General features: G+C 52.2%; 20 protein-coding genes. 9 read left to right on the forward strand and 11 right to left on the reverse strand.

The window, feature by feature from the left end:
* Positions 1-786: 786 nt before the first annotated feature.
* A complete protein-coding gene (locus tag GU926_RS01750) occupies positions 787-2,028 on the reverse strand; it encodes a BaiN/RdsA family NAD(P)/FAD-dependent oxidoreductase (protein ID WP_160688456.1) in 1,242 nt (413 codons plus the stop codon).
* A 58-nt stretch (positions 2,029-2,086) separates the two neighbouring features.
* Positions 2,087-2,914, reverse strand: a complete 828-nt coding sequence (locus GU926_RS01755; protein WP_160688458.1) for an SDR family oxidoreductase — start codon at positions 2,912-2,914, stop codon at positions 2,087-2,089.
* Between the two features lie 65 nt (positions 2,915-2,979).
* Between GU926_RS01755 and GU926_RS01760 the strand changes: the two genes are divergently transcribed.
* On the forward strand, positions 2,980-4,476 hold the full coding sequence (locus GU926_RS01760; protein ID WP_160688460.1) for a phytoene desaturase family protein: 1,497 nt from the start codon (positions 2,980-2,982) through the stop codon (positions 4,474-4,476).
* On the opposite strand, the gene GU926_RS01765 is transcribed toward GU926_RS01760, so the two are convergent.
* Positions 4,465-6,480 (reverse strand): tetratricopeptide repeat-containing sensor histidine kinase, encoded by a 2,016-nt coding sequence (locus GU926_RS01765; RefSeq protein WP_160688462.1) that lies wholly within the window; start codon positions 6,478-6,480, stop codon positions 4,465-4,467. The two genes, GU926_RS01760 and GU926_RS01765, sit on opposite strands and share 12 nt — an antisense overlap.
* 295 nt (positions 6,481-6,775) lie before the next feature.
* Between GU926_RS01765 and GU926_RS01770 the strand changes: the two genes are divergently transcribed.
* Positions 6,776-7,669 (forward strand): SDR family oxidoreductase, encoded by an 894-nt coding sequence (locus GU926_RS01770; protein WP_198001448.1) that lies wholly within the window; start codon positions 6,776-6,778, stop codon positions 7,667-7,669.
* A 3-nt stretch (positions 7,670-7,672) separates the two neighbouring features.
* Positions 7,673-8,128 (forward strand): type II toxin-antitoxin system RatA family toxin, encoded by a 456-nt coding sequence (locus tag GU926_RS01775; RefSeq protein ID WP_160688464.1) that lies wholly within the window; start codon positions 7,673-7,675, stop codon positions 8,126-8,128.
* Between the two features lie 58 nt (positions 8,129-8,186).
* On the opposite strand, the gene GU926_RS01780 is transcribed toward GU926_RS01775, so the two are convergent.
* Together GU926_RS01780 and GU926_RS01785 are read right to left on the reverse strand one after the other, a co-directional pair.
* The gene (locus GU926_RS01780) at positions 8,187-10,463 is read right to left on the reverse strand and encodes a S46 family peptidase (RefSeq protein WP_160688466.1); all 2,277 of its coding nucleotides are present in this window, start codon (positions 10,461-10,463) and stop codon (positions 8,187-8,189) included.
* Positions 10,464-10,665: 202 nt separating this feature from the next.
* A complete protein-coding gene (locus GU926_RS01785; protein WP_160688468.1) occupies positions 10,666-11,103 on the reverse strand; it encodes a YkvA family protein in 438 nt (145 codons plus the stop codon).
* A 201-nt stretch (positions 11,104-11,304) separates the two neighbouring features.
* Between GU926_RS01785 and GU926_RS01790 the strand changes: the two genes are divergently transcribed.
* The 3 genes from GU926_RS01790 (at position 11,305) to GU926_RS01800 (ending at position 12,495) form a co-directional block, all read left to right on the forward strand.
* The gene (locus GU926_RS01790; protein WP_160688470.1) at positions 11,305-11,634 is read left to right on the forward strand and encodes a hypothetical protein; all 330 of its coding nucleotides are present in this window, start codon (positions 11,305-11,307) and stop codon (positions 11,632-11,634) included.
* 99 nt (positions 11,635-11,733) lie between these two features.
* Positions 11,734-11,874 (forward strand): hypothetical protein, encoded by a 141-nt coding sequence (locus tag GU926_RS01795; RefSeq protein WP_160688472.1) that lies wholly within the window; start codon positions 11,734-11,736, stop codon positions 11,872-11,874.
* 96 nt (positions 11,875-11,970) lie between these two features.
* Entirely contained in the window at positions 11,971-12,495 is a 525-nt protein-coding gene (locus GU926_RS01800; protein WP_160688474.1) for a DinB family protein, read from the forward strand.
* Positions 12,496-12,641: 146 nt separating this feature from the next.
* Here GU926_RS01800 and GU926_RS01805 read toward each other — a convergent pair whose 3' ends face one another.
* Positions 12,642-14,021: a PhoH family protein gene (locus GU926_RS01805; RefSeq protein WP_160688476.1), complete on the reverse strand. Its 1,380-nt coding sequence runs from the start codon at positions 14,019-14,021 to the stop codon at positions 12,642-12,644.
* Positions 14,022-14,181: 160 nt separating this feature from the next.
* Between GU926_RS01805 and GU926_RS01810 the strand changes: the two genes are divergently transcribed.
* A complete protein-coding gene (locus GU926_RS01810; RefSeq protein WP_160688478.1) occupies positions 14,182-14,664 on the forward strand; it encodes a toxin-antitoxin system YwqK family antitoxin in 483 nt (160 codons plus the stop codon).
* An 80-nt stretch (positions 14,665-14,744) separates the two neighbouring features.
* On the opposite strand, the gene GU926_RS01815 is transcribed toward GU926_RS01810, so the two are convergent.
* From GU926_RS01815 to GU926_RS01825, 3 genes are read right to left on the reverse strand one after another with little or no spacing between them, the layout of a single operon-like run.
* A complete protein-coding gene (locus GU926_RS01815) occupies positions 14,745-15,368 on the reverse strand; it encodes an AlbA family DNA-binding domain-containing protein (protein ID WP_160688480.1) in 624 nt (207 codons plus the stop codon).
* A 45-nt stretch (positions 15,369-15,413) separates the two neighbouring features.
* On the reverse strand, positions 15,414-16,394 hold the full coding sequence (locus GU926_RS01820; RefSeq protein ID WP_160688482.1) for an SDR family oxidoreductase: 981 nt from the start codon (positions 16,392-16,394) through the stop codon (positions 15,414-15,416).
* Between the two features lie 26 nt (positions 16,395-16,420).
* On the reverse strand, positions 16,421-16,807 hold the full coding sequence (locus tag GU926_RS01825; RefSeq protein WP_160688484.1) for a DUF3127 domain-containing protein: 387 nt from the start codon (positions 16,805-16,807) through the stop codon (positions 16,421-16,423).
* A 179-nt stretch (positions 16,808-16,986) separates the two neighbouring features.
* Here GU926_RS01825 and GU926_RS01830 point away from each other — a divergent pair, with 179 nt between their 5' ends.
* The gene (locus GU926_RS01830) at positions 16,987-17,928 is read left to right on the forward strand and encodes an isoaspartyl peptidase/L-asparaginase family protein (protein WP_394350773.1); all 942 of its coding nucleotides are present in this window, start codon (positions 16,987-16,989) and stop codon (positions 17,926-17,928) included.
* 211 nt (positions 17,929-18,139) lie between these two features.
* Here the strand turns inward: GU926_RS01830 and GU926_RS01835 are convergent, their stop codons facing one another.
* Complete coding sequence (locus GU926_RS01835; protein ID WP_160688486.1) at positions 18,140-19,012, reverse strand: cyanophycinase; 873 nt, start codon at positions 19,010-19,012, stop codon at positions 18,140-18,142.
* Positions 19,013-19,183: 171 nt separating this feature from the next.
* On the opposite strand from GU926_RS01835, the gene GU926_RS01840 reads away from it, so the two are divergent.
* The gene (locus GU926_RS01840) at positions 19,184-19,678 is read left to right on the forward strand and encodes a YciE/YciF ferroxidase family protein (RefSeq protein ID WP_160688488.1); all 495 of its coding nucleotides are present in this window, start codon (positions 19,184-19,186) and stop codon (positions 19,676-19,678) included.
* A 77-nt stretch (positions 19,679-19,755) separates the two neighbouring features.
* On the opposite strand, the gene GU926_RS01845 is transcribed toward GU926_RS01840, so the two are convergent.
* Positions 19,756-21,558 (reverse strand): M1 family metallopeptidase, encoded by a 1,803-nt coding sequence (locus tag GU926_RS01845; protein WP_160688490.1) that lies wholly within the window; start codon positions 21,556-21,558, stop codon positions 19,756-19,758.
* Between the last annotated feature and the right edge of the window lie 41 nt (positions 21,559-21,599).

Consider the following 21,599-nt stretch of genomic DNA (forward strand, 5'->3'; position numbering starts at 1 on the left):
GTATCTGTTTTAAAATAATGGCCGCACCTAGAATGCGGCCATTATTTTTTTGTCCCTACCTCAACCATTTTTAGGTTCTTTACCTCCATCGTTTTTAGACATTTTCCTAGAAAACAGCCAAAAAACGGGAGAATTGCTGATTATCAATTGCTGATTGTCCGTCGTTTTTCTGCCAATGTCAACACCCCCCTTCGCCCCCCTCAAAGGGGGAATCTGCGGATAGTAGCAGCCTCTACTACTGGCACCCTATCCAGTCTTTCCGTCGAGTCGCCTAAGCAGGTTGCCGCCTCTGCCCCGACAGCGGTCAAGACCGAGCAAAAGCAGGTGAACAGCCAAGTTTGCTTCTATGCAAAAGAGGCAAGCTGGTACAGCGCGAGGCGGGAAGACGGGGCCCCGCGGCCGCGAGCGCTTACCGGATAAAATGAAACAGGCCAGCATAAGGGCACCGGAAGAAAGAACCTTCTCAGGGATAGCCCACGGAAGCGCACGGCAGAAAAGCATTATGAGTCAAATGTGTGGCATAAGGCCATCGGAAGAAAGAGCCTTCTCAAGGAACAGCCAACTGCGTGCACCAATCAAAAACAGAAGGTCACAGAAGTAAATCCCCGCCAAAGAAGAAGAACAAAAGAAGGGTTTGAAAAGCAATGGAAATAGAAGCGGCTATTCAAGTAGTTGATGAGAATACTAAAAACGGAAAAGGGTAGGCTTAAACTACAACAGCCGCAACCAAGTACCCCTTAATTCTTAATTCTTAATTCTTAATTCTTAATTCTTAATTCTTAATTCTTAATTTCTTCCCGCTATCGCCTTCCCTGCCAAATACCCCCCAGTCCAGGCCGCCTGAAAATTAAACCCGCCGGTAATTCCGTCAATATCCACCACTTCACCCGCGAAGTGCAAGCCCGGATGCAATGTACTCTCCATGCGATCCAGGTGCAGCTCCTGTAAGGCCAGGCCGCCACAGGTGACAAATTCTTCTTTGAAGGTTGTTTTGCCTTTCACCTCAAACGGGGTTCGTACCAACAATTCAATAAGCTTGCTTTGCGCTTTGCCAGGGAGTTCAGCCCATTTAACGGAGGCTGGTACCTCGGCTAATTCACAGAGGCGTTGCCACAACCTGGCCGGGAGCGCGAAAAGAGGATTGGCGTCAACGGTTTTGCGGGGCGATGATGCGCGCTGGCCTTGTACTTGTTGGCGCACCTGTTCCTCAGAAAAATCGGGTACCCAGTGCACAAGGGCCGTGCCGGTGTAATGCGTGTCAAACATAAGCTTGGCGCCCCAGGCTGAGAACCGAAGAACCGCGGGGCCGCTTAAGCCCCAGTGCGTGATAAGCAAGGGCCCCTCCATTTCCAACTTGTGCCCGACTAACTTGATTCTGGCCTTCGGGACAGAGACGCCTGGCAATTCTTTCAGCGGGGAGGCAGGCACGTTCAAGGTGAACAATGAGGGTAAGGGGCGCTCAATCGTATGGCCCAATGCCTGCAGCCAGGCGTAACTTTCGGGTTTGGGGCTGCCGCCTGTGGCAACTAGGACTTTGGCAGCCTCCAGATGCTCACCGGAGGTGAGGGTTAAGGAGAAGCGAGCAGAGGAAGGAGCGTCTGGGTACACCTGCAAGGCTTGTACTCCCAGCCCTGTTTTAATTTCTACTCCGGCGTTTCTAGCTGCTTTTAATAGACAATCCACGATCGTTTCAGAGGAATTGGACACCGGAAACATGCGTCCGTCTGCCTCGGTTCTGAGGGCCACGCCGCGCTTTTCAAACCAGGCAATGGTATCTGTGGCACTGAACAAGGGGAGGAGTTTCTTTAAGGCCTTCTGGCCCCTGGGATATTGCTGGGCAAACGCTGACGTTTGGAAGCAAGCGTGCGTCACGTTGCACCTGCCGCCGCCAGAAACACGCACCTTTGACAATAATTTGGTGGTCTTCTCCAGCAAAATTACTCGTAAATCCGGATTAGCTTCAGTGGCCGTAATGGCGCCAAAAAAACCGGCCGCTCCTCCTCCAATGACTACTACTGTTTCTGGCATCTGTTTTTGGCGTCTTTTCTCAAAATTAGGCAAAAAACGGCAGGCTACCCAGTAAGACCTAAAACCCGGAATCTGCCAGACAGGCCATCAAATCTGGGTAGACAAAGGAATAGGAGAGTCGCTCCATAAGGGCCTGGCTGTTGATTATCTTAAAGGAAGTAGTTTTTTCTGCTAGGAAATGCGGGGGCACCAAACCCAGTTGTTGCGCAGCTGCGGTATAAAACTCCTGTCTTGACGGATGGGAGGGCGCACATGCATTAAAGGTTTCTCCCCAAGCCTCTTCCTGAAGAATACCTTGTAGCACACCTACACAATCCTGCAGGTGAATCATGTTCACGGGAGCCAGCGGTTGCGGAACGTCTTTTCTTCCTGCCAAAAACCTGCCCGGGTGCCGCTTACCTCCCATGAGCCCTCCAAAACGCACGATGGTAGCGTGAACACCTACGGCTTGTTGCACCTGATACTCGCAGCGCAATAACAAAGAAGGAGAATCAGAGGAAGCTATAGCGTCTTGTTCAGTTACCTCGCGGTGCAGGTCTGGGTAGACCGAAGTGGAGGAAATAAACAGGATATTGGTGGTTTTTGTTGGAAGGTTAACTAGCACCTGCGCCAGGGTTTCTTCATAGGTCTGAGCGCCAGTTTCGGTGCGTTTAGGCGGAAGGTTGAATACAAGCACATCCGCCTCCAGAAAAGTTGCCAAGTCCGTTTTTGGGCTGTTTTCTGGAAAAGAGAGCAAAAACGGTTCAATGCCACTTTGTTGGAGAACCTCTACTTTTTCTGGCGTGGTGGTGGAACCTTTCACCCGATAGCCTGCTTCCACCAGGGCTTGGGCTAGGGGCAACCCCAGCCAGCCGCATCCCAATACGCTTATTGTTTTCTGAGCCATGGTGCAAAGAACGTCGGCTGGTGCCGTAGTCGCAACAAATAGGCTCATTTCCTGTTCAGGCCAGTATGGAAAAGCAGAAAGTACAGGTGGCTGTGATTGGGTCTGGGTTCGGGGCTTTGACGGCAGCGGTCTTACTGGCCAAGGCAGGGCTGCAGGGCACTGTTTTGGAGCAGAACAAATATCCCGGCGGCTGCGCCTCTACCTACCAGCGCAAAGGCTTTTGGTTTGAAACCGGCGCCACCACCCTCATTGGCCTAGACCAGCACATGCCCTTGCGGTACTTAACGGAGGTGACGGGTTTGTCTGTGCCAGCCATCCGGTTGGAGGTGCCCATGCAAGTGCGTCTAACGGACGGAACGCTCATCACTAGATATAACGCCCTGGAAGATTGGATTCTGGAAGCGGAAAGGGTTTTCGGGAAGCAGGGACAACGCGCTTTCTGGACCGATTGCTACCAGATCAGTCAAAAAGTGTGGCGGGTGTCTCTGCAACAACTTAGTTTTCCATTCAGTACCTTTTCTGATCTCTGGGCGGCCTTCCGTAATCTTACTCTGGAGCAGTTTACTCTTTTGCCCAAGGCCTTCCAATCCTTGAAAGGGATGCTGGAACATTATCAATTGGAGGAAAACGAACGGTTTTTGCAGTTCATTGACCAACAACTGCTTATTACGGCGCAGAATGAACATCAGGAGGTAAATGTTCTGTTCGGGGCGACGGCCTTGTGCTACACCTTGTATGGGAATTACTATGTGCCCGGCGGTCTGCGTACCCTAGCTCAAAGTGCAGTAGAGAAACTAGAAGAATACGGCGGCCAAATACGATACAAACATCGGGTTGATAGAATAACCAACTCCACTTCTGGAGGATATTTGGTGGAAACGTCAAAGGGCCAGCTGCAGGCAGATTTTGTAGTGGCCGGACTTCCATTGAACAACCTTCACCAGCAATTGCAAGAGCCTAGGGTTCAAAAAAGACTGCTAAACTACCTTCTGCCGGCAGAGAAAGTGAATAGTGCTCTTACCTGGAGTATTGCCTTCACCCATACCGGGCCAATTCCTGAGGTGCTGCACCACCAGTTGCATGTGCCGGGCGGCGTACCGTTGGTGGGCAGTGACAGCGTGTTCGTGAGTTTGAGTCACCCGCAAGACCGTCAACGCGCCCCGGAAGGCGTTTGCTTAGCCGCCGTAAGTACCCATATCACGCATCCAGCAGCCACTTACCTAGACCAGAAAGAAGTTTTAGAAAAATGGGTAATTGAGTTCTTGGCTGGGCAAGGTTTTCTGCAGCCCGAGAATGTGCTGTATGTGCAGGCGGCCACCCCTGGCGCCTGGATTAAGTGGACCGGACGGGCATGGGGACAGGTGGGAGGCTACCCGCAGTATTTGGATATAAAGCCCTGGCAGATGAAAGATGCCCGCCTAGATGGACGCGAAGCCTACGTCTGCGGAGATACGGTTTACCCGGGGCAAGGTATTCCAGGTGTTTGCCTGGGAGGTATTATTGCCGCGCACAAATTGCTGCGGGACCACTTCCCAGAAAAGGTGAAGCTCTTACGCCCATGAGGCCTGTTTCCGGCTGTGTCTGGGCGCGGGCATTACGGGGATGTCACAAGCCAGGATGGTGAAATGAAACTGGCTGCCGTCTCCCACCTGGCTGTCTACCCAGATAGTGCCGCCGTTCTTCTCTACAAATTCCTTGCAAAGCATCAAACCTAAACCATTACCCTTCTCATTGGCGGTACCCAGTTCCTTGTAGTGATTGGGTCCAAACAACTTCTGCTGGTTTTCTGGGCTTATACCTTTGCCCGTGTCTTTAACGGTGACTTGACAAATACCCGCCGCCGTGACAGAAGCCGTAATGACTACCAGGTCTCCCTCCACGCAGAATTTAATGGCATTGGACATCAGGTTCCGGAAGACCAGCTTCAGGGTTTCAGCGTCTGTGTATACCCATTGGTCTGTTTTGATTTGGTTTTCCAGCAAGATGGCCTTCTTCTGGGCCTGCGGCAACAAAAGCAATATGGTTTGGTCTACCAGCGCCTGTAATTGCAAGGGTTGAGGTTCCAGTTGTAGGCCCTTCATTTGGAGTTTCGCCCATAAAAGCAGGTTGTCCAGAAGACCAAGGGTGTTTTGCTGCTGCGCATTCACGTCTTGCATGAACCTAGCCATCACGTCGGGCGGAAGGTTGCCCATGGTCATGATTTGCAGCAAAGATTGTAAAGAGATCAAGGGGCCTCTCAGGTCATGCGCCACAATGGAGAAGAGGCGGTCTTTCACCTGGTTTAGGTTCTCCAATTCTTCTTTTTGGTTTTGCAGCAGGGCTGCTTGGCTGGTCAGGGCGTTGGCCTGTTCCTGTATGCTGGCATTCTTCTCTAGAATTAACTGGTTGTAGGCAGAAAGCTGGCGGTTGGCCGCCTGTACCTTGGTACGTCCTCTAAAGAATACGGCCGCCAAAGAGGCTACCAGAAACAATAGAATACCAATGGAATACTGCGTTTTGGTTTTTTGAGCCAGCTTTTCTGAGTGTAGCGCATGTTCTGCCTTCAGTTTCTGAATCTCAATCTGGTCTTTGTCGGTTTTATACTTGGTATTTACCTCTGCCAGGGCCTGCGCCTGGGTCTCAGAACTAAGCGAATCTTGTTTCTGGGTATAGAGGGTCAAGTACCGGTGGGCTTTTTGGTAGTCCTTCTTGGCAGTATAGATGTTGTTCAACAAAGAGGCAGCCTCCTTAACCCCCTCTGGTGATTTTACCTCCTGGCTGATGGTCAATGACTCCATCGCTAGTTCCTGCGCCTTGTCTAACTGGTTTTTCCGAAGGTACAGTTTAGCCAGGCCGCGCAGCACATACATTTCATTGACCTTGTTGTTGGTCCTGTGGCTGTAGTTAAGGCTAAGGTTTAAATGAGATAAGGACTGGTCAAAGTCGCCCATCTCCGTGTACAGGTTGCCAATGTTGTAATGGTCAATGGCCAGTTCATACTCGTCGCCGGTGGCTTTGTTGAGGGCATTCACCTGCAGGTAATACTCCAGAGCTTTTTTAGAGTGCTTCTGGACTTCATAGATGGTGCCAATGTTGCTGAGGGAGGAAACCAGGATTCTGTGGTTCTTTAGCTTCTTCCCGATGGCCAGGGCGCGGTTAAACGCAGACAGGGCTTCTTTGTAGCGTTTCTGGTCACGGTAGATGTTGCCCAAGTTGTTATGGCTGCTAGCTAGACCAAGGGTGTCTTTCAGTTTTTCCCTAAGCTTCAAAGCCTTTAAGGCAAACTCTGTGGCCTTGGGTAGGTTGTTGAGCCAGTAGTAGCCCACGCTGATGTTGTTGTAGGAGGTAGCGAGTTGCTGTTGAAACCCCTGTTCTTTGCAGAAAGCCGCTGCCTTGAGGCCATACGCCACCGATTGGGACGGATCAGTCTCCCAGTAATGTTGCGTGAGTACGTTTAGAAGTTCAGCTTTCTCTTGGGGGGTAGAGACGTTCTTCAAATCCTGAAGCAGTTGTTGGGTCTTTCTCCCGTCTGCCAGGGCAATAGTAGTGGTCCATAAAAGCACTACTACCAAAAGAATGTTTCTCATAAATGGCAATAAGCAGTAGTAAAGTTAGGAGATAATTCCGATTTTCAATAGTATGCAACCGCAAGGCCAAGACAATTTAATAAATATTTTTTGCTATCAGCATTGACTTTAGGTTTTGGTAAAATATACAAGGTAAAAGGTTGATGTATAGCTATTTAAGAGGGTTGTCTTGGTGTTTTGTAATAATCTTACGTGCAACTTAAACTGGTAAAAGTTAAATATAATGCCAGTATCTACCTAATGGTTTAGCTGGCAACGGACCATTCATTTTGAAAGAAACATTATTACGTATCCTATGAGCAATTATTCAGAACCTATGCTGCGCGATGGCGCTTTTATTGGAAAAACCATCATCATCACGGGCGGCGGCACCGGACTGGGCAGGTCTATGGGCACTTATTTATTAAAACTGGGAGCCAATCTGGTCATCACTAGTCGCAAGCTGGACGTGCTGGAGAAAACCGCTGCCGAAATGATGCAAGAAACCGGCGGGCAGGTACTGGCCGTAGCCTGTGATGTGCGCAAGCCATTGGAGGTAGAGGCCATGGTCAAGGCCACCCTGGATCGGTTTGGTGCCGTGCACGGCCTGGTAAACAATGCCGCTGGCAACTTCATCAGCCCTACGGAGCGGCTGAGCCCCAAGGCCTTTGACGTTATCGTAGACATCGTCCTGAAGGGCAGTTATAACTGTACGCTCCTTCTGGGTAAACATTGGATTGAACAGAAGCAGCCGGGCACTTTCCTGAACATTGTGACAACCTACGCCTGGACAGGCTCTGGCTACGTGGTGCCTTCTGCCACGGCCAAGGCCGGCGTGCTGGCCATGACACGGTCGCTGGCTGCCGAATGGGCCAAATACGGCATCAGGTCCAACGCCATTGCCCCCGGGCCTTTCCCCACTGAGGGGGCCTGGAGCCGTCTTTTCCCAGAGGCACTCGCTGAGAAACTGGACCCCTTGCAGCGTATTCCTTTGAAGCGCTACGGCGAGCATCAGGAATTGGCCAACCTGGCGGCTTATCTGCTCTCAGACTTCTCGGCGTACGTGAACGGAGAGGTCATTACCATTGACGGGGGGGAGTGGCTGTACGGCGGTGGCGAGTTCAACAATCTGGATCAGGTGCCGCAGGAAATGTGGGACGTAGTGGAGCAGATGGTGCGCGGCAAGAAGCCTGCAGACGGAAAGGAATAGGCCATGCCCACCTTGGAAGACTCTGTACTCATAGCCGCTCCGCAGGAACACTTATTCTGGCTTTCTCAGGACTACAACCAGCGACTCCTGTGGGACAAGTACTTGCGCGTGGCCCGCTTGAACCACGGCCTTGCCAAGGCGGGCAAAGGAGTGGAGGCCTACTGCGAAAGCCGTAAGGGCATTGGCATGACGGTGCGGTATGTGAGCTTTAACCCGCCGCAGCAGGTAGCCATGGAAATGACCCAAGGACCCTGGGTGTTTGAGAAGTTCTCTGGCAGCTGGCGGTTTAAGGAAGAAGAATCTGGGCAGACGCGCGTTTACTTTCGGTACAACTTTCAGGCTAAAGCGAGCTTTCTTCCTAAACTCTGGTTGAACCCGGTGCTTGCCTGGCTATTGCGTCATGATTTGCGCAAACGGCTGCACTGCTTTAAGACTGCGGTAGAAACCCAACAACTGTAAAACAGAAATAGCCCGGAGCGTTTCCGGGCTATTTTCATGAAAAGAGGCTAAAAACGACCTACTCTGATTTAGATCGCTTCTTGGATTTGCCTTCTTTCTGCTTTACTTCCACAGGTTCTTTTTTAACCGGCTCTGGTGTTTTGGCTGGAGCGTGCAGCACGGTCATTTCCTTTACTAAGTGCGTGGCCCCGGCAAACTTGTCAATGATGAAGAGCAGGTAGCGGGCATCCAGGGAGATGTTGCGCACGCGGTCTGGGTCATACATGATGTCAGACATGGTGCCTTCCCAGTTGCGGTCAAAGTTCAGGCCAATGAGCTCGCCCTTGGCGTTGATGACCGGTGAACCCGAGTTGCCCCCCGTGGTGTGGTTGGTGGCAATGAAGGCCACGGGCATTTTGCCATCCTCGGCGTAAGGACCGTAATCTTTCTGCTGATAGAGCTCCCTCAGTTTTTCCGGCACCTCATAATCCAGGACATCAGACATGTTAGCTTTCTCCATGAGGCCGTCCAGGGTGGTGTAATAGTCATAGGTAATGTCCTCAGAAGGCTTGTACCCGTCAATCTCGCCGTAGGCCACGCGCAGGGTGGAGTTAGCGTCTGGATAGAATTTCTTGTCCTTCTGCATCTCCCGTAACCCCTGCAGGAACAAGCGGTTGAGCAGGGTGTTGTCATCGGTCATCTTGGTGTACATGGGCAGAATGTCTTTGCTGTACACTGCGTTAAAGCTTTGCAAAAGGCCAACGGCCGGGTCTGACAGGATTTTGGCCTTGATGTTGGCAGGCGACATTTTGAGCAAGGCCTGCACTTTCTCCAGGGCCACCAGGTTAGAGGAGCCATACAACTGGTTGGCATAGCCGGCCCAAGTGAATTTGCGCTCTTTCATGGCCTTGGTCAGTTGCAGGGGGTGGTACTTGGCATCAATGTCAATAGCGTACATCTCCAGGAGGCTGGCAAACACCTTCTTGTCTGTGGGCATGTTATAATCCTTGAAGTAAGAAGGTGCCGCCTCCAATAGCTGAGTGATTCTTTCCTGGATGTCCTCCCGCTGCTCTTCGGTCTGGGTGCCTTTCTGGATGGTCTCTGCCAGGTCCAGAAATCCTTGCGCGTAGTTCAAGAGCTCTACACCCAGCACGGCTTCCTGGTAATAGTCGCGGGTGAGGGTGATGTTGTTGGCCAGGTAGGTGTAGTTGATGTCAAACTGCGGAAGTACGTGCCCATAGGTGCGCTGCCGGCCGGTTTCCTGGGCCACCCAATGCGCAAACTGCTTTTCCAGGTCTTGGCGCTTGGCCACGGCGTCCAGCTTCTTGAGGCCGCGCATCTCTCCAATCCATCTTTTGTAGGAATTGCTCACGCTGGCGTACTTGGCCGCGTACTGAATGCGCACCCGGTTGCTGGCAATCATGTCCTGCTCCAGCAAATGCAGGCGCATGGTTCTGATCTTCACCTTAGCGGGATCAGAAACATCGGCAATTTCACTGATGGCCTGGGAGGGGAGGTATTCTGTGGTACGCGCCGGGAAACCAAATACCAGCGTAAAGTCACCGGGTTTTATGCCTGCCAAAGAAATGGGCAGGTGGTGCTTGGGGGTGTAGGGTTTGTTGTTGGGGGAATAATCTGCGGGTTTGTTGTCTGGGCCGGCATAAATCCTGAAGATGGAGAAGTCTCCGGTATGGCGGGGCCACATCCAGTTGTCCGTGTCGCCGCCAAACCGCCCGATGGTCTCTGGCGGAGCGCCCACTAGGCGAATATCCCGGAAGGTCTCCGTGATGTACATGTAGTACTCATTGCCATAATAAAACGGGCGGATGATGGCGCCGTAGTGCGTGCCGTTGGTGGCGTTGTACTGCACCTTCTTGATGTTGAACTGCACGCGCTGCTCTCTCTCTGCCTCTGAAAGGCTGGCTGGAATATCTCCCAGGATGAGCTTGGTCACGTCTTCCATGCGCACAATGAAGGTGGCGGTGAGGCCGGGGTTGGGCTTCTCCTGGTCTTTGGTCATGGCCCAGAAACCGTTGGTGAGCAGGTCGTTCTCCACTGAGCTGTGGGATTGGATCTGGCCGTAGCCGCAGTGGTGATTGGTGAGCAGCAGGCCCTGGTTGGAAATGATCTCACCGGTACAGCCGCTGCCAAACTGCACAATGGCGTCTTTCAAGCTTGATTTATTGACAGAATATATGTCTTCCGCGGAGAGGCGCATGCCTTTCTTTTGCATGTCTGCCTCGTTCATCTGCTTGAGCAGCATTGGAAGCCACATGCCTTCGTCCGGGCGGGCCCACGCACTGAAAGAACTCAGCGCCAACAGCACTACCAGCCACAGGTGTTTCAGGTTACTCATCTTTTTTTGTTTGTCTTGCCTCAAAGGTACTAAATAACGCAGCTTGCACGGCAATATTTCACCCGAGCCAGGCAGAAATCAGACAAAGCGGTCACCTGTAAAGGCATAGAAAAAGCCGTTTTTGGTCTCTTTTCCAGAAAAGAGACCAAAAACGGCTTCCAGGGCCAAAGACCCGTTATTTTTTGCTGGGCGCTTGCCCTATTTAAGAATGGCCCAGGGCCTCTGCGCCCTGCTCCCAAACTTGAAATTTCTGCAGTTCCTCCTGAAACGCCGAGATAAACCAGGCCATCAGACTAAGGTCATCGGCGAAGCCCAGGATGGGAATGAAGTCAGGCACTATGTCCAGCGGAGTCACGACGTACAGCAGAACCGCCACGCCCAGCAGCAAGGACTTGGTGTTGATGTCACGGTAGGTGCCGTTGGTGTAGGCTTTGACCAGGCGCATAAACCGCATCATTGTTCCTTTGATCTGCGCGAAACCGCTTTCATTGCTACTGGCAGAAGTCAGTTTCTCATACGCAGTGGTGAGCAACAAACCCACTTTGAAGGGCTTGCCCAGAATGCCGGTGGCTTTGCTGGTCAAAAACTTGAAGAATATATTCTTAGATAAGGTGAATCCTTTGTCGGTTAGGGTACTCATATGAATGGGGTTGAAGTACAACAAATAATCTGGCAGATATACGGCTGTCTTGGTGCCTAGGATATGGAACTGTCGTTTTTGGCTTGTTTTCAGGAAATTAAGCTAAAAACGGATAGCCTTGGCTGGACTAGAAAAACTTACTATCTTTCTACTGCCCTAGGGCGTATCTGTGATAGCCTATTCTTCTCTTTTTAGGATTCAATGAAAAAGATTATCCTGTCAGCTGCCATGTTATTGTTCTGCTGGAACGCCTTCAGCCAAACCACTCCTAAGCCATCACCTGGCTTAACAACCGCGCCGAGCCAACGACTTTCAGATAGCCAGCGTCTCCAACCAGGAGGGTTTCAGAAGCCTGGTTTGCCGTTGGGTCATACAGAGACGGAGCCGGTCCAAAGCCCGCTTTTGGTTCCTGCGCAGGCACTGGTGCACACTATGCCAGTGGCCAAACCCAAACCAGACAGGCAATACGCAGCGCTTGCTTTGGCACCCGACTCTAACATGCTGTTCCATTTACGGGTAAAGAAGTCCTGAGCAACCAGTCACTATCTTGAGTTCTGAGTGTAGGTTTAATATAATGTAGTAGTATAGATGAAGTCCTCTTATAGATTGTATAGTAGTCTGTTAACTGTATTGATGGTTGCTATTTTGATTTTCATTTACAAAAGCAATGACCACCTGGAATGCCAGGAGAGCAGCCGGAAGGAAGTGACGGCTTCAGGCTGTGAGGTAATCACCACCACGCATCATTGCCGGGAGCGGTTTGCCATATAGAAGAGAAAATACTACCTGAAGGCGGCTTTGGGAGTTTTCCTCTTGGATGTATGGGAATAGTATTGCTACCTTCAAGTCTACTTGAACCTAAGCCCCATGATCCCCAAACCCCAACCGTCTGAGTACCCTGCCTACTATGAGAAATACATCAACAACATCTCTGACAGCACCAACGTGCTGGACTTGTTGCATACCCAGCGGCAGGAAGTAGTGCAGCTGTTTGCGCGCGTGAGCGAGAGCGAGTCTAATTTTGCCTATGAGCCCGGTAAATGGTCCATCAAAGAACTTTTGGGCCACATGAACGACACCGAGCGGATCATGGCCTACCGCGCCTTGTGTTTTGCTCGCGGCGAGCAGCAACCGCTCCCTGGTTTTGACGAAAACGACTATGTGGTTCACGCCAACTTCTCTGAGCGCACCCTCACCGATTTGGTGGAGGAGCATATGACCGTGCGTGCCGCCACAATTTCTCTGTTCAAAAGCCTGTCTACCGCTGCTCTGGGACGCTTGGGCAACGCGAACGGCAATCCCATGACCGTAGCCGCCCTAGCCTTCATCATCGCTGGCCATGAACGCCACCACCTCAACATCTTAAAAGAACGCTATCTGGCAAAGATTTGATTAATTGCTGATTGTCTATTGTTGGGAATCAATGCACAAAAAATAAAGACCTCCGTTTTTGGGTTGTTTTCATGAAAACAACCCAAAAACGGAGGTCTTTATTTTTATATCCTATTGAAAAGCAATCAACAATCAGCAATTAACAATTAAAGAAGGTCATTGGCTAGGTTGGCTAATTCTGAACGTTCACCGCGCTGCAGGGTGATGTGGGCGTAAAGCGGGTGGTTCTTTACTTTATCTATGAGGTAGGAGAGCCCGTTGCTTTGGGTGTCCAGGTAAGGGGTGTCTATCTGGTAGATGTCTCCCGTGAAGATGATCTTGGTGTTTTCGCCGGCCCGGGAGATGATGGTCTTGATTTCGTGCGGGGTTAGGTTCTGGGCTTCGTCTACGATGAAGATGATGTTAGAGAGGCTTCGGCCGCGAATGTAGGCCAGCGGCGTTATGACCAGGCGGTCCTCGTCTACCATCTGTTTAATGCGGTTGGCTTCTTTGCTATGGTCAGGAAACTGGTTCTGGATGAATTTTAGGTTGTCCCAGAGCGGCTCCATGTAGGGCCCAATCTTGGAGTTGGCATCGCCGGGCAAGAAGCCCAGGTCTCTGTTGCTGAGTGGCACAATGGGGCGGGCCAGGTAGATTTGGTTGTACTGTTCACGCTGTTCCAAAGCGCCCGCCAAGGCCAGTAACGTCTTACCCGTGCCCGCCACGCCCTGTATGGTGATGAGCTTGATGTCTGGGTGCAGCAGGGCATGCAGCGCGAACGTCTGTTCCGCGTTCCGGGGTTTTATGCCCACCGCCATCTGCTTGTCTACCCGTTCTAATACTCGTTCCTGTGGATTGTAATACGCTAAGGCAGAGGACTTATTGCTGCGTAAGATAAAGTAATGGTTGTCTGACGGTGGGTTGGGCAAGGCTTCCTCAATGGGGCAGGCGCCTTCGTCATACAGTTTGGAGATGACCGCCTGCGGAATGTTCTCCAGCAGGTCGTTGCCGCGGTACAGGTTGGTCACGTTCTGAATCTTGCCGGTCTCATAGTCTTCGGCGGCTAGGTTGAGGGCGCGGGCTTTCAAGCGTAAGTTGATGTCCTTGGTCACCAGGGCTACTTTGTAGTCTGGCATCTCGTGCTGAAGGAGGAGCGTGGCGTTCAGGATTTTGTGGTCGGCTTTGTTGTCATTGAAGATCTTCTCAGCGTCTACCGGCGATCCGTGGTTCATGAGCACCTTGAACCGACCTTTGTTGGAGCCCTGTAGCGGAATCCAGGACTGCAGCATGTGCTCATTGGAGAGGTCGTCTATGAACCGGATGAATTCCCGCGCCTCAAAGTTCTTGATGTCATTGCCCTTCTTGAAGTTGTCCAGCTCTTCCAGCACTGTGATGGGAATGGCCACGTCATGTTCGCCAAAATGCTCCACGGCACTGTGGTCATACAAAATCACCGAGGTGTCTAGCACAAATGCCTTCTTGGTTTTGGCGGCGGTTTTTTCTTTTAGGGCGCTAGTGCGCTTGCGGGGACTGGCTGGGCTTTTCATGGCGGGTTACATTGGTGGTGCTTCCCTTAAGGTACAGACAATTAGCGCACAAGTTGCCTTTTCATATGAAGATTGTTTTAAGTTTTCCTGGCTCCGGTGGAATATATTCCTCTTTCTATGTACCTTGAAATCTCAGGAAAAAAAGCGTCCCAGATTTTCTATGAGGAAAAACATCCAAACAATGGCAGCGGTTTTGGGGGTATGGCTGCTGTGCGCAACGGCCGCGCCGGCGCTTGCCCTGGGGTGGCCCTGGAAGTGGAACCAGCTAGACAAAGAAGGTAACCGGCATGGCAAATGGCGGGTGTTTTATGAGCACAAGCCCGGGCAGGTGATGTCTCAGGGGCGCTATAAGCATGGCAAGGACCGGGGCACCTGGCGTACCTTCTCGCAGGACGGCCACCTGGAACGGCGCGAAAAATACACCCGCCGCGGCAAGCAGATCAAAACCACTTTCTACTATCCCAACGGAAAAGTGGCACATGCGGGCTTGGCGTATTTGTTTGAAGAGGACGGTTACCTGATGTACAAGTGGCACGGGAACTGGCAGTACTATGACTCTACCGGTGCCTGGGTGGGCTGGAAGGCGTTCCATAGGGGCAAGCCGCTTTCAGAAAAGCCCCTCACCACCAAACCAACAAAGTAAAGGTCCAGCCATTCGTTTTTAGCCTGTTTTCTGGAAAAGAAGCCAAAAACGGCTATGTCTATCAACCAAGATTATACTTTTTAGCTGAGGGTAAAGTAGGGCACCTTCTCTTTGTCATGCATGCGTATTTTGCCCTGCAAGGTGAGGTCTACCAGCAGGCGCTGCACCCGCCGACGAGACAGGTTGGCCATCTGCGTGATTTGTTTGATGGTGAGTCTATGGTGTTTGGCCAGCAGTTCTAGCACTTTCGCTTCCTGGTAGTCCAACACTTCGGCTGGGCTTTCTTCTAAGGGTTCCAGCTGCATGGACTTTTCCACCAATTGGCTGGTTTGCACGCTCTCATCGCGCACGCGTACGTAGCCGCGCCAATCGTCTTCTTTTACTTTGGCCAGATGGGGTTTGTGCGGGCTTTCCGGGATGATGACCTTGAGCACCGTGCCTTGTTCCATGTCTACCTCCTCGTAGTGCACGGACACTGGCGGGTCGCAGAAAAAGTGGATGGCTTCTTCCAGGGTGTGCTTTTCCTCTTCGGGGTCTATGCCACAGATGGTGCCGTCATCCTGCACGCCCACCAGAATCTGGCCGCCGCGCGTGTTGGCGAAGGACACGATGGTGCGGGCAATGCGGTTGGCATGGGTGATGGTCTTCTTAAACTCCAGCGTTTCTCCTTCGCCCTGAAAAATGAGCTGGTACAAATCATGCATGCGGCAGACAGGTTAGCGTTTTTGGCCTCTTTTCTGGAAAACAGGCTAAAAACCCGTTTGTTCCTCGCTTACCTCCCAGAGTCTTCTGGCGGTGTGCGCGTTGTAGGTACCCACCGCCGACTTGATCTGCTTCTTGTCTTTGAAGTACTTGCCGCTGAGCGTGGCCATGGAAGGCGAAGTGGCCAGGAACACCGGCGTTTCGGCGCCTTTGGCGGCAGTGCGCATGAACAGTCGTCCCATAAACAGTAAGGCCCTTACAAAACCGCTGCTTCCCTTCCCGAAGTTGGTGGCCACCACGCCTGGGTGGACGCAGTTCACCGTCAGGTTGGTAAACTCCACGCGGCGCGCCAGCTCATAGGTGAACAGGATGTTGGCCAGCTTGGAGTCTGCGTAGGCGGTAATGGCGCTGTAATGCTTAGGGTTGCCCAGCTGCGCAAAGTCAATCTGCCCCAGGCGGTGCGCCTCTGAGGTGAGGTTGATGATGCGTCCCTGCGGGGCGGCCAGCAGGTTGTCCATTAAAAGATTGGTGAGCAGGAAAGGGGCCAGGTGGTTGATGACCCAGGCGGTTTCCAGACCCTCTTTAGAAGTGCTCCTCAAGCCCGGAATGATGCCCGCATTGTTGACCAGTACGTCTATGACCGGGTAGGCTGCCTGCAAATCCTGAGCCAGACGGCGAACTTCCTCCAATGAAGACAAATCTGCCAGGTGCAGCTGCAACTGGGCGTGCGGAACTTTGGCCATGATTTGGTCCATGGCTTCCTGGGCGCGCCCGGCATGGCGGCAGACCAGCACCACCGTGGCGCCGGTCTGGGCCAGGGCCTGGGTAGTAGCCAAGCCAATGCCCGAACTGGCGCCCGTCACTACCATCACTTTGCCTGCGTTGTATTGATCTGTCATGATTGAAAGGAATGCCGGTCTGGCAGAATACAAACGCACTACGGATTTCTGATGGGTTTGGCTGCCTTTCTTGCTGGTTTTGTCCAGTAAAGGATTGAAAATAAAAATGCGGCCTTTCTGGGGCCGCATTTTGCTATGGTAAAAGGACGGTTTCCTTAGAAAGGAAGGTCGTTGTCCATGTCATCACTGATGAAGGAGTTGGTTTTGGCCGGCTCCTGCGCAAACGCTGGACGTCCGCCGCCTTGCTGAGGGGCTGCTGGGGCACCTGCGTGCTCTACTCTCCAGGCCTGCAGGTTGGTAAAGTACATAGTGGTACCGTTTTTAGTGAACGGCTTGCCGCTCAGGTTAAAGGCCACCTTTACTTCGTCGCCGGTTTTGTAATTGTCTAGAATGTTGCACTTGTCTTGCGTAAGCTGAAACTTAGCGTATTGCGTGTAAGAGCCATCCGGTATTTCAAGAACGAATTCACGCTTACGGAATTTTTCGCTCACTTGGGTTTCGTCAAAGATCTCGTGCAATCTTCCTTGAACATCAAAAGACATAGGTGATAATTTTATAAGATTAGTAAAGTAACTCAGTTACAAATATACAAAGATTACAGGGTTAAGATTCCCCCGGGCGTACATAAATTTATGCGGCCAAGATGGCTTTCAACGCCCTTTCCAGACCCTTTGTCCGGCTAATTCCGTAAGCTGTACAGACTTAAAACCGCAAGAGTTCTATGATGGAGAAACCCTTTGCCCTGGCCCTGCACGGGGGCGCCGGCACCATTACCCGCGCCCTGCTCACCCCAGAAATGGACATGGCCTATAAAGCTTCTTTAGAGGAGGCCCTTTCCATTGGCCACCACCTGTTAAGCACTGGTCATTCTGCCCTGGAGGCAGTTGAGGCCGCGGTGGTCAGCCTGGAAGATAATCCTTTGTTTAATGCCGGCAGGGGCTCTGTCTTTAACAAGCGCGGGCGCCATGAGATGGATGCCTCTATCATGTGCGGCAAAACCCTGGCCGCCGGGGCCGTGGCCGGCGTCCGGAACGTGAAAAACCCCATTCAGCTGGCCAGCCAGGTGCTGCACCATTCAGACCACGTGTTTCTGTGCATGCAAGGCGCTGAGGAATTTGCCCGTAAACAGGGTCTGGTCTTTGAAACCGATGAATACTTCTACACGCAGCAGCGCTATGAACAATGGCAGCAGCTAAGAGACTCCAACGTGTACATGCTGGACCACTCAGATGAGCTCAAGGATAAGAAGTTTGGCACGGTGGGCGCCGTGGCGCTAGACAAACACGGCAACTTAGCAGCGGCCACCTCTACGGGCGGCATGACCAACAAGAACTTCAACCGCATTGGAGACACCCCCGTGATAGGAGCGGGCACCTACGCCAACAACCACACCTGCGCCATTTCCTGCACTGGCCATGGCGAGTACTTCATACGGGCGGTGGTGGCATATGATATTTCCTGCCTCATGGAATACAAAGGCCTCAGCCTCAACCAGGCCGCCGATCTGGTAATACATGACAAGCTCAAGCACATGGGCGGCGAAGGAGGAATCATTGCGGTCTCAGCCGACGGGGAAATTGCCATGCCCTTCAATTCTGAGGGTATGTACCGCGCCTCCTGGGTAGAAGGGCAGGCGCCTCATGTGGCCATTTACAAAGATTAGACCACAACGTTTTTGGCTTGTTTTCCAGGAATCAGGCCCAAAACGACCTTGTTTGCTCCGTGGCAATTTATAAAGTAAAGCAGGTTCGTTTTTAGGCTATTTCTTAGAAAACAGCCTAAAAACGAACCTGCTTTACTTTTATGGCTACTTCTAAAATACGCCACCATCGTTTTGGCCTGTTTCTTAGAAAATAGCCTAAAAACGATGATGATTAGTCTTTGAAAGGAACGTGGGAGAATTTGCGGTCCTTGATGTCATAGAAGTTACCGTAGGCCAATACGTGCACCAGTAAGTGTTCAATGGACAGAGGCGTGCCCGGGGCTGCGTAAGAAGCGTTGTTGTGCTTGATGTGGTGACCGTCTACTACTATGACCAGGTTAGAGCCAATGGTTTCTATGATGTTGCCGTGCCGGATGAGTACGCCGGTGTCTTCGCCTAAGCCAATGCCTATTTTGAACGGATGCGTGGCCACCGCCTCCATTAACCGACCAAACCGCCCCCGCTTGACAAAGTGAGAGTCAAATATCACATTCTTCTGGAAGCTCAGGCCGGTGTCCAGGCGGACAGAGCCCTTTAAGAGCGAACTGGGCGAGCTGCCGCCCTTGATCATGATGTCAGACATGGCCATGGCGCCCGCGCTGGTACCGGCAATCACAAAGGTCTCGTCGTGCAGGTAGCGGTCCAGCATGATCTGGTGAAAGGCCGTTCCCCCGAAGATGGTGGCCAGCCGGGACTGGTCGCCGCCGGTCATCATGACGCCGTTGGCCTTGCGCAGGCGCTCCAGGTGGGTGGGAATGTGCGCGTCTGCTTCGGTTCTTATGTCCAGTAGTCCCACATTGTCACAGCCCAACACCGTAAACGCCCGCATGTACAAAGCTCCCACTTCTTCAGGAATCATAGAGGCGGTGGTGATGACTTCTATGCGCGCCTGGGGGCCACCCATGGTGTCAATAATTCTGCGCAAGATGCCCAACTCGAAGAAATTGAGGTGGAAGCGCTTTTTTTTGAACGGGAAGGTGCCTTTGTCTTCATTGCCGCCTACCGCTATGAGTATGCCTTTGGGGGTCTGGTCTAATGTAATCATGCAAGATGCTCTGGAGTGTCTGTGTGCGCTTATACGCAACATCTGGCGCAAGGAGGCACATATCTGGCAAGGAATTCTAAACGAGGTTTTCCAGGAAACTCCTTAACTCCTGGGGAGGGGTGTCGTATAGCCTTAATACGGATCTAACCTTCACCTGAAAATTTATACGCTATGAAATTAACATCCTTAAGTGACCTGTTCATTCATCAATTAAAAGATTTGTACAACGCGGAGCAGCAGTTATTGAAGGCCATGCCTGACATGCTGGAGAAAGCGACCAATAAAAACCTGAAGACGGCCATCAACTCGCACATGCTGGAGACCGAAAACCAGATCCAGCGCCTGCAGAAATGCTTCCAGACCTTAGGCGTTGACGGAAACGGTGAGAAATGTAAAGCCATGGAAGGCCTCCTGAAGGAAGCCAAGGAATTCATGGAGCATGACGCCGACCCAGAAGTAATGGATGCCGGCCTCATTGCCAGCGCCCAACGGGTAGAGCACTATGAGATTGCCGGGTACGGCACCGCCTGTACCTACGCCAAGTTTCTGGGTCACACAGAGGTATTGAACCTATTGCAGGAAACCCTGAGCGAAGAAAAGAAAACCGATGAGAAGCTGACCTTTATTGCTGAGACTGCCGTGAACAGGAAGGCAGAGAACCATTAACAGACGCTTATGTCTACCAAAAAAAGGCCGGCGGGTGTATACCTGCCGGCCTTTTTGTTTAAAATAGACTTGGTGCGTTACTTCTGTAGCATGTCATCTATGGTACTGGTGGCCACGGCGTGGTAATTGGGCCTAGCTTTCTCATAAATGGCTTTGGCACGCTGTCTGCCGTCTGGCTTTTCCAGCAGGGCCTTGTACAAAGGCACCAGGAATTTGCGGCGGCCTACGTGCGTCAGGAACTCCTCTAGTCTGGCGTTGGCGGGTGCGTAGTCGTTTTCAATGGCGTGCTGTAGCCAGACCGCCACTATCTCTGAATTGCCAGACTGCGTGAAGGAATACGCCTGATCCAGTTCCTGCATCTTGTCTTTGGTTAGGTTTGGCCCCAAGCCTCTCAAAAAGTAAAGCCATTCATGCGTGCTCCAGTCTTGGGTGTGTAGTGCGGCTGGCGGAGTGCCTTCTTTCCAGTGCTGTAGCTGTTCACGTATGCGGTCAAAGGCGGCGGCATGCGGGGCCTCTACGCCTTCTGGTATGCCCGGCGTATACACCCAGGCGTTGGCATTGATTTTCTCCCGCAGGGCTTCGTCTCCGTTTATGAGCTCTTTTTCCAGAATCTCCAGAAAATGAGTCGTGTCCATGGACTGGAATTTGTATGTGCTGAAGTAGTTCTTCACAAACTGGTCAAACCGCTGCCGGCCCACCTGTTGTTCTATGTGCCTTAGAAAGTAGTTTCCCTTCTCATAGGCAATCTCGGTGAGGCCTTCGTCTGGGTCGCGGCCTTCTAACTGGAGCTTCAGGCAGGTGTCTTGCGGAGTGGCGGCCAGTTCTTGTAGCGTGTGTTGCAGGTCCTGGTAGCCCAGGGTGTGGAGCATCTCGGCGTAGTCATGGCCATACAGGGCTTCCATGATGCGGCGCTCAAAATATACCGTGAAGCCCTCGTTGAGCCAGAAGTCGTTCCAGGTGGCGTTGGTGACCAGGTTCCCTGACCAGGAATGCGCCAGTTCATGGGCAATTAAGCTGGTAAGGGAGCGGTCTTTGGCAATAATGGTAGGCGTGGCGAAGGTGAGCTTAGGATTTTCCATGCCGCCAAACGGGAAGCTAGGCGGCAGCACCAGCAGGTCATAGCGTCCCCAGAGGTAGGGGCCGTAGAGGGCCTCGGCGGCTTCCAGCATCTTTTCTGTGTCTGCAAACTCATAGGTGGCATCTGGCAGGGTTTCTGGCTCTGCGTACACGCCGCAGCGGTGGCCCACCGGGGCAAACTCTAAATTGCCCACGGCCAAAGACAGCAGATAGGAGGGGATTGGCTGGTCCATCTGGAACAGATACTCGCCGTTGGCATTCTTTTGCTGAGGATTGTCGGCGCTCATCAACGGAAGCAAGTGCGAGGGTACTTTTACCTTGGCTGTGTAGGTGAACCGCACGCTGGGGCTGTCCTGGCACGGGAGCCAGGTGCGCGCCAGAATGGCCTGCGACTGCGTGAACAGAAACGGATGGACTTTCCCGGCGGTTTGTTCCGGGGCCAGCCATTGCAAGGCTGCGGCCTGCGGCGTTGTTTCAAAGGCGATGGTGACGGTGCGGGTGTGCTTCTGAATAGGAATGCGCAGCGCCTGGCCCAAATGCTTCACCGGCGCCGACAGCGTGAACTCTTCCTCTGAGGGCGCATCATCCAGCTTCACCCAAAGAATGGTTAGGTCTTTCACATCCAGAATCACCTCCAGCCTTTGGGAATGCTCAAGGCGGTACACACCCGTGCCGGTTATCTGCTGCTTGTCAAAATCAATGGTGAGGTCCCAGTCTACGTGTTTCAGGACGGCCTCCTGGGGTTTAGAGAAACTGTGAGGATCTTGGTTGGGCTGGATGGTAGATGATATTGTCTGGCTCATAAAGTAATTGGTTCAACTAATGGTTTGCGGCCCTTGTGGGT

Source organism: Nibribacter ruber (genome assembly GCF_009913235.1).
Lineage (GTDB): Bacteria > Bacteroidota > Bacteroidia > Cytophagales > Hymenobacteraceae > Nibribacter > Nibribacter ruber.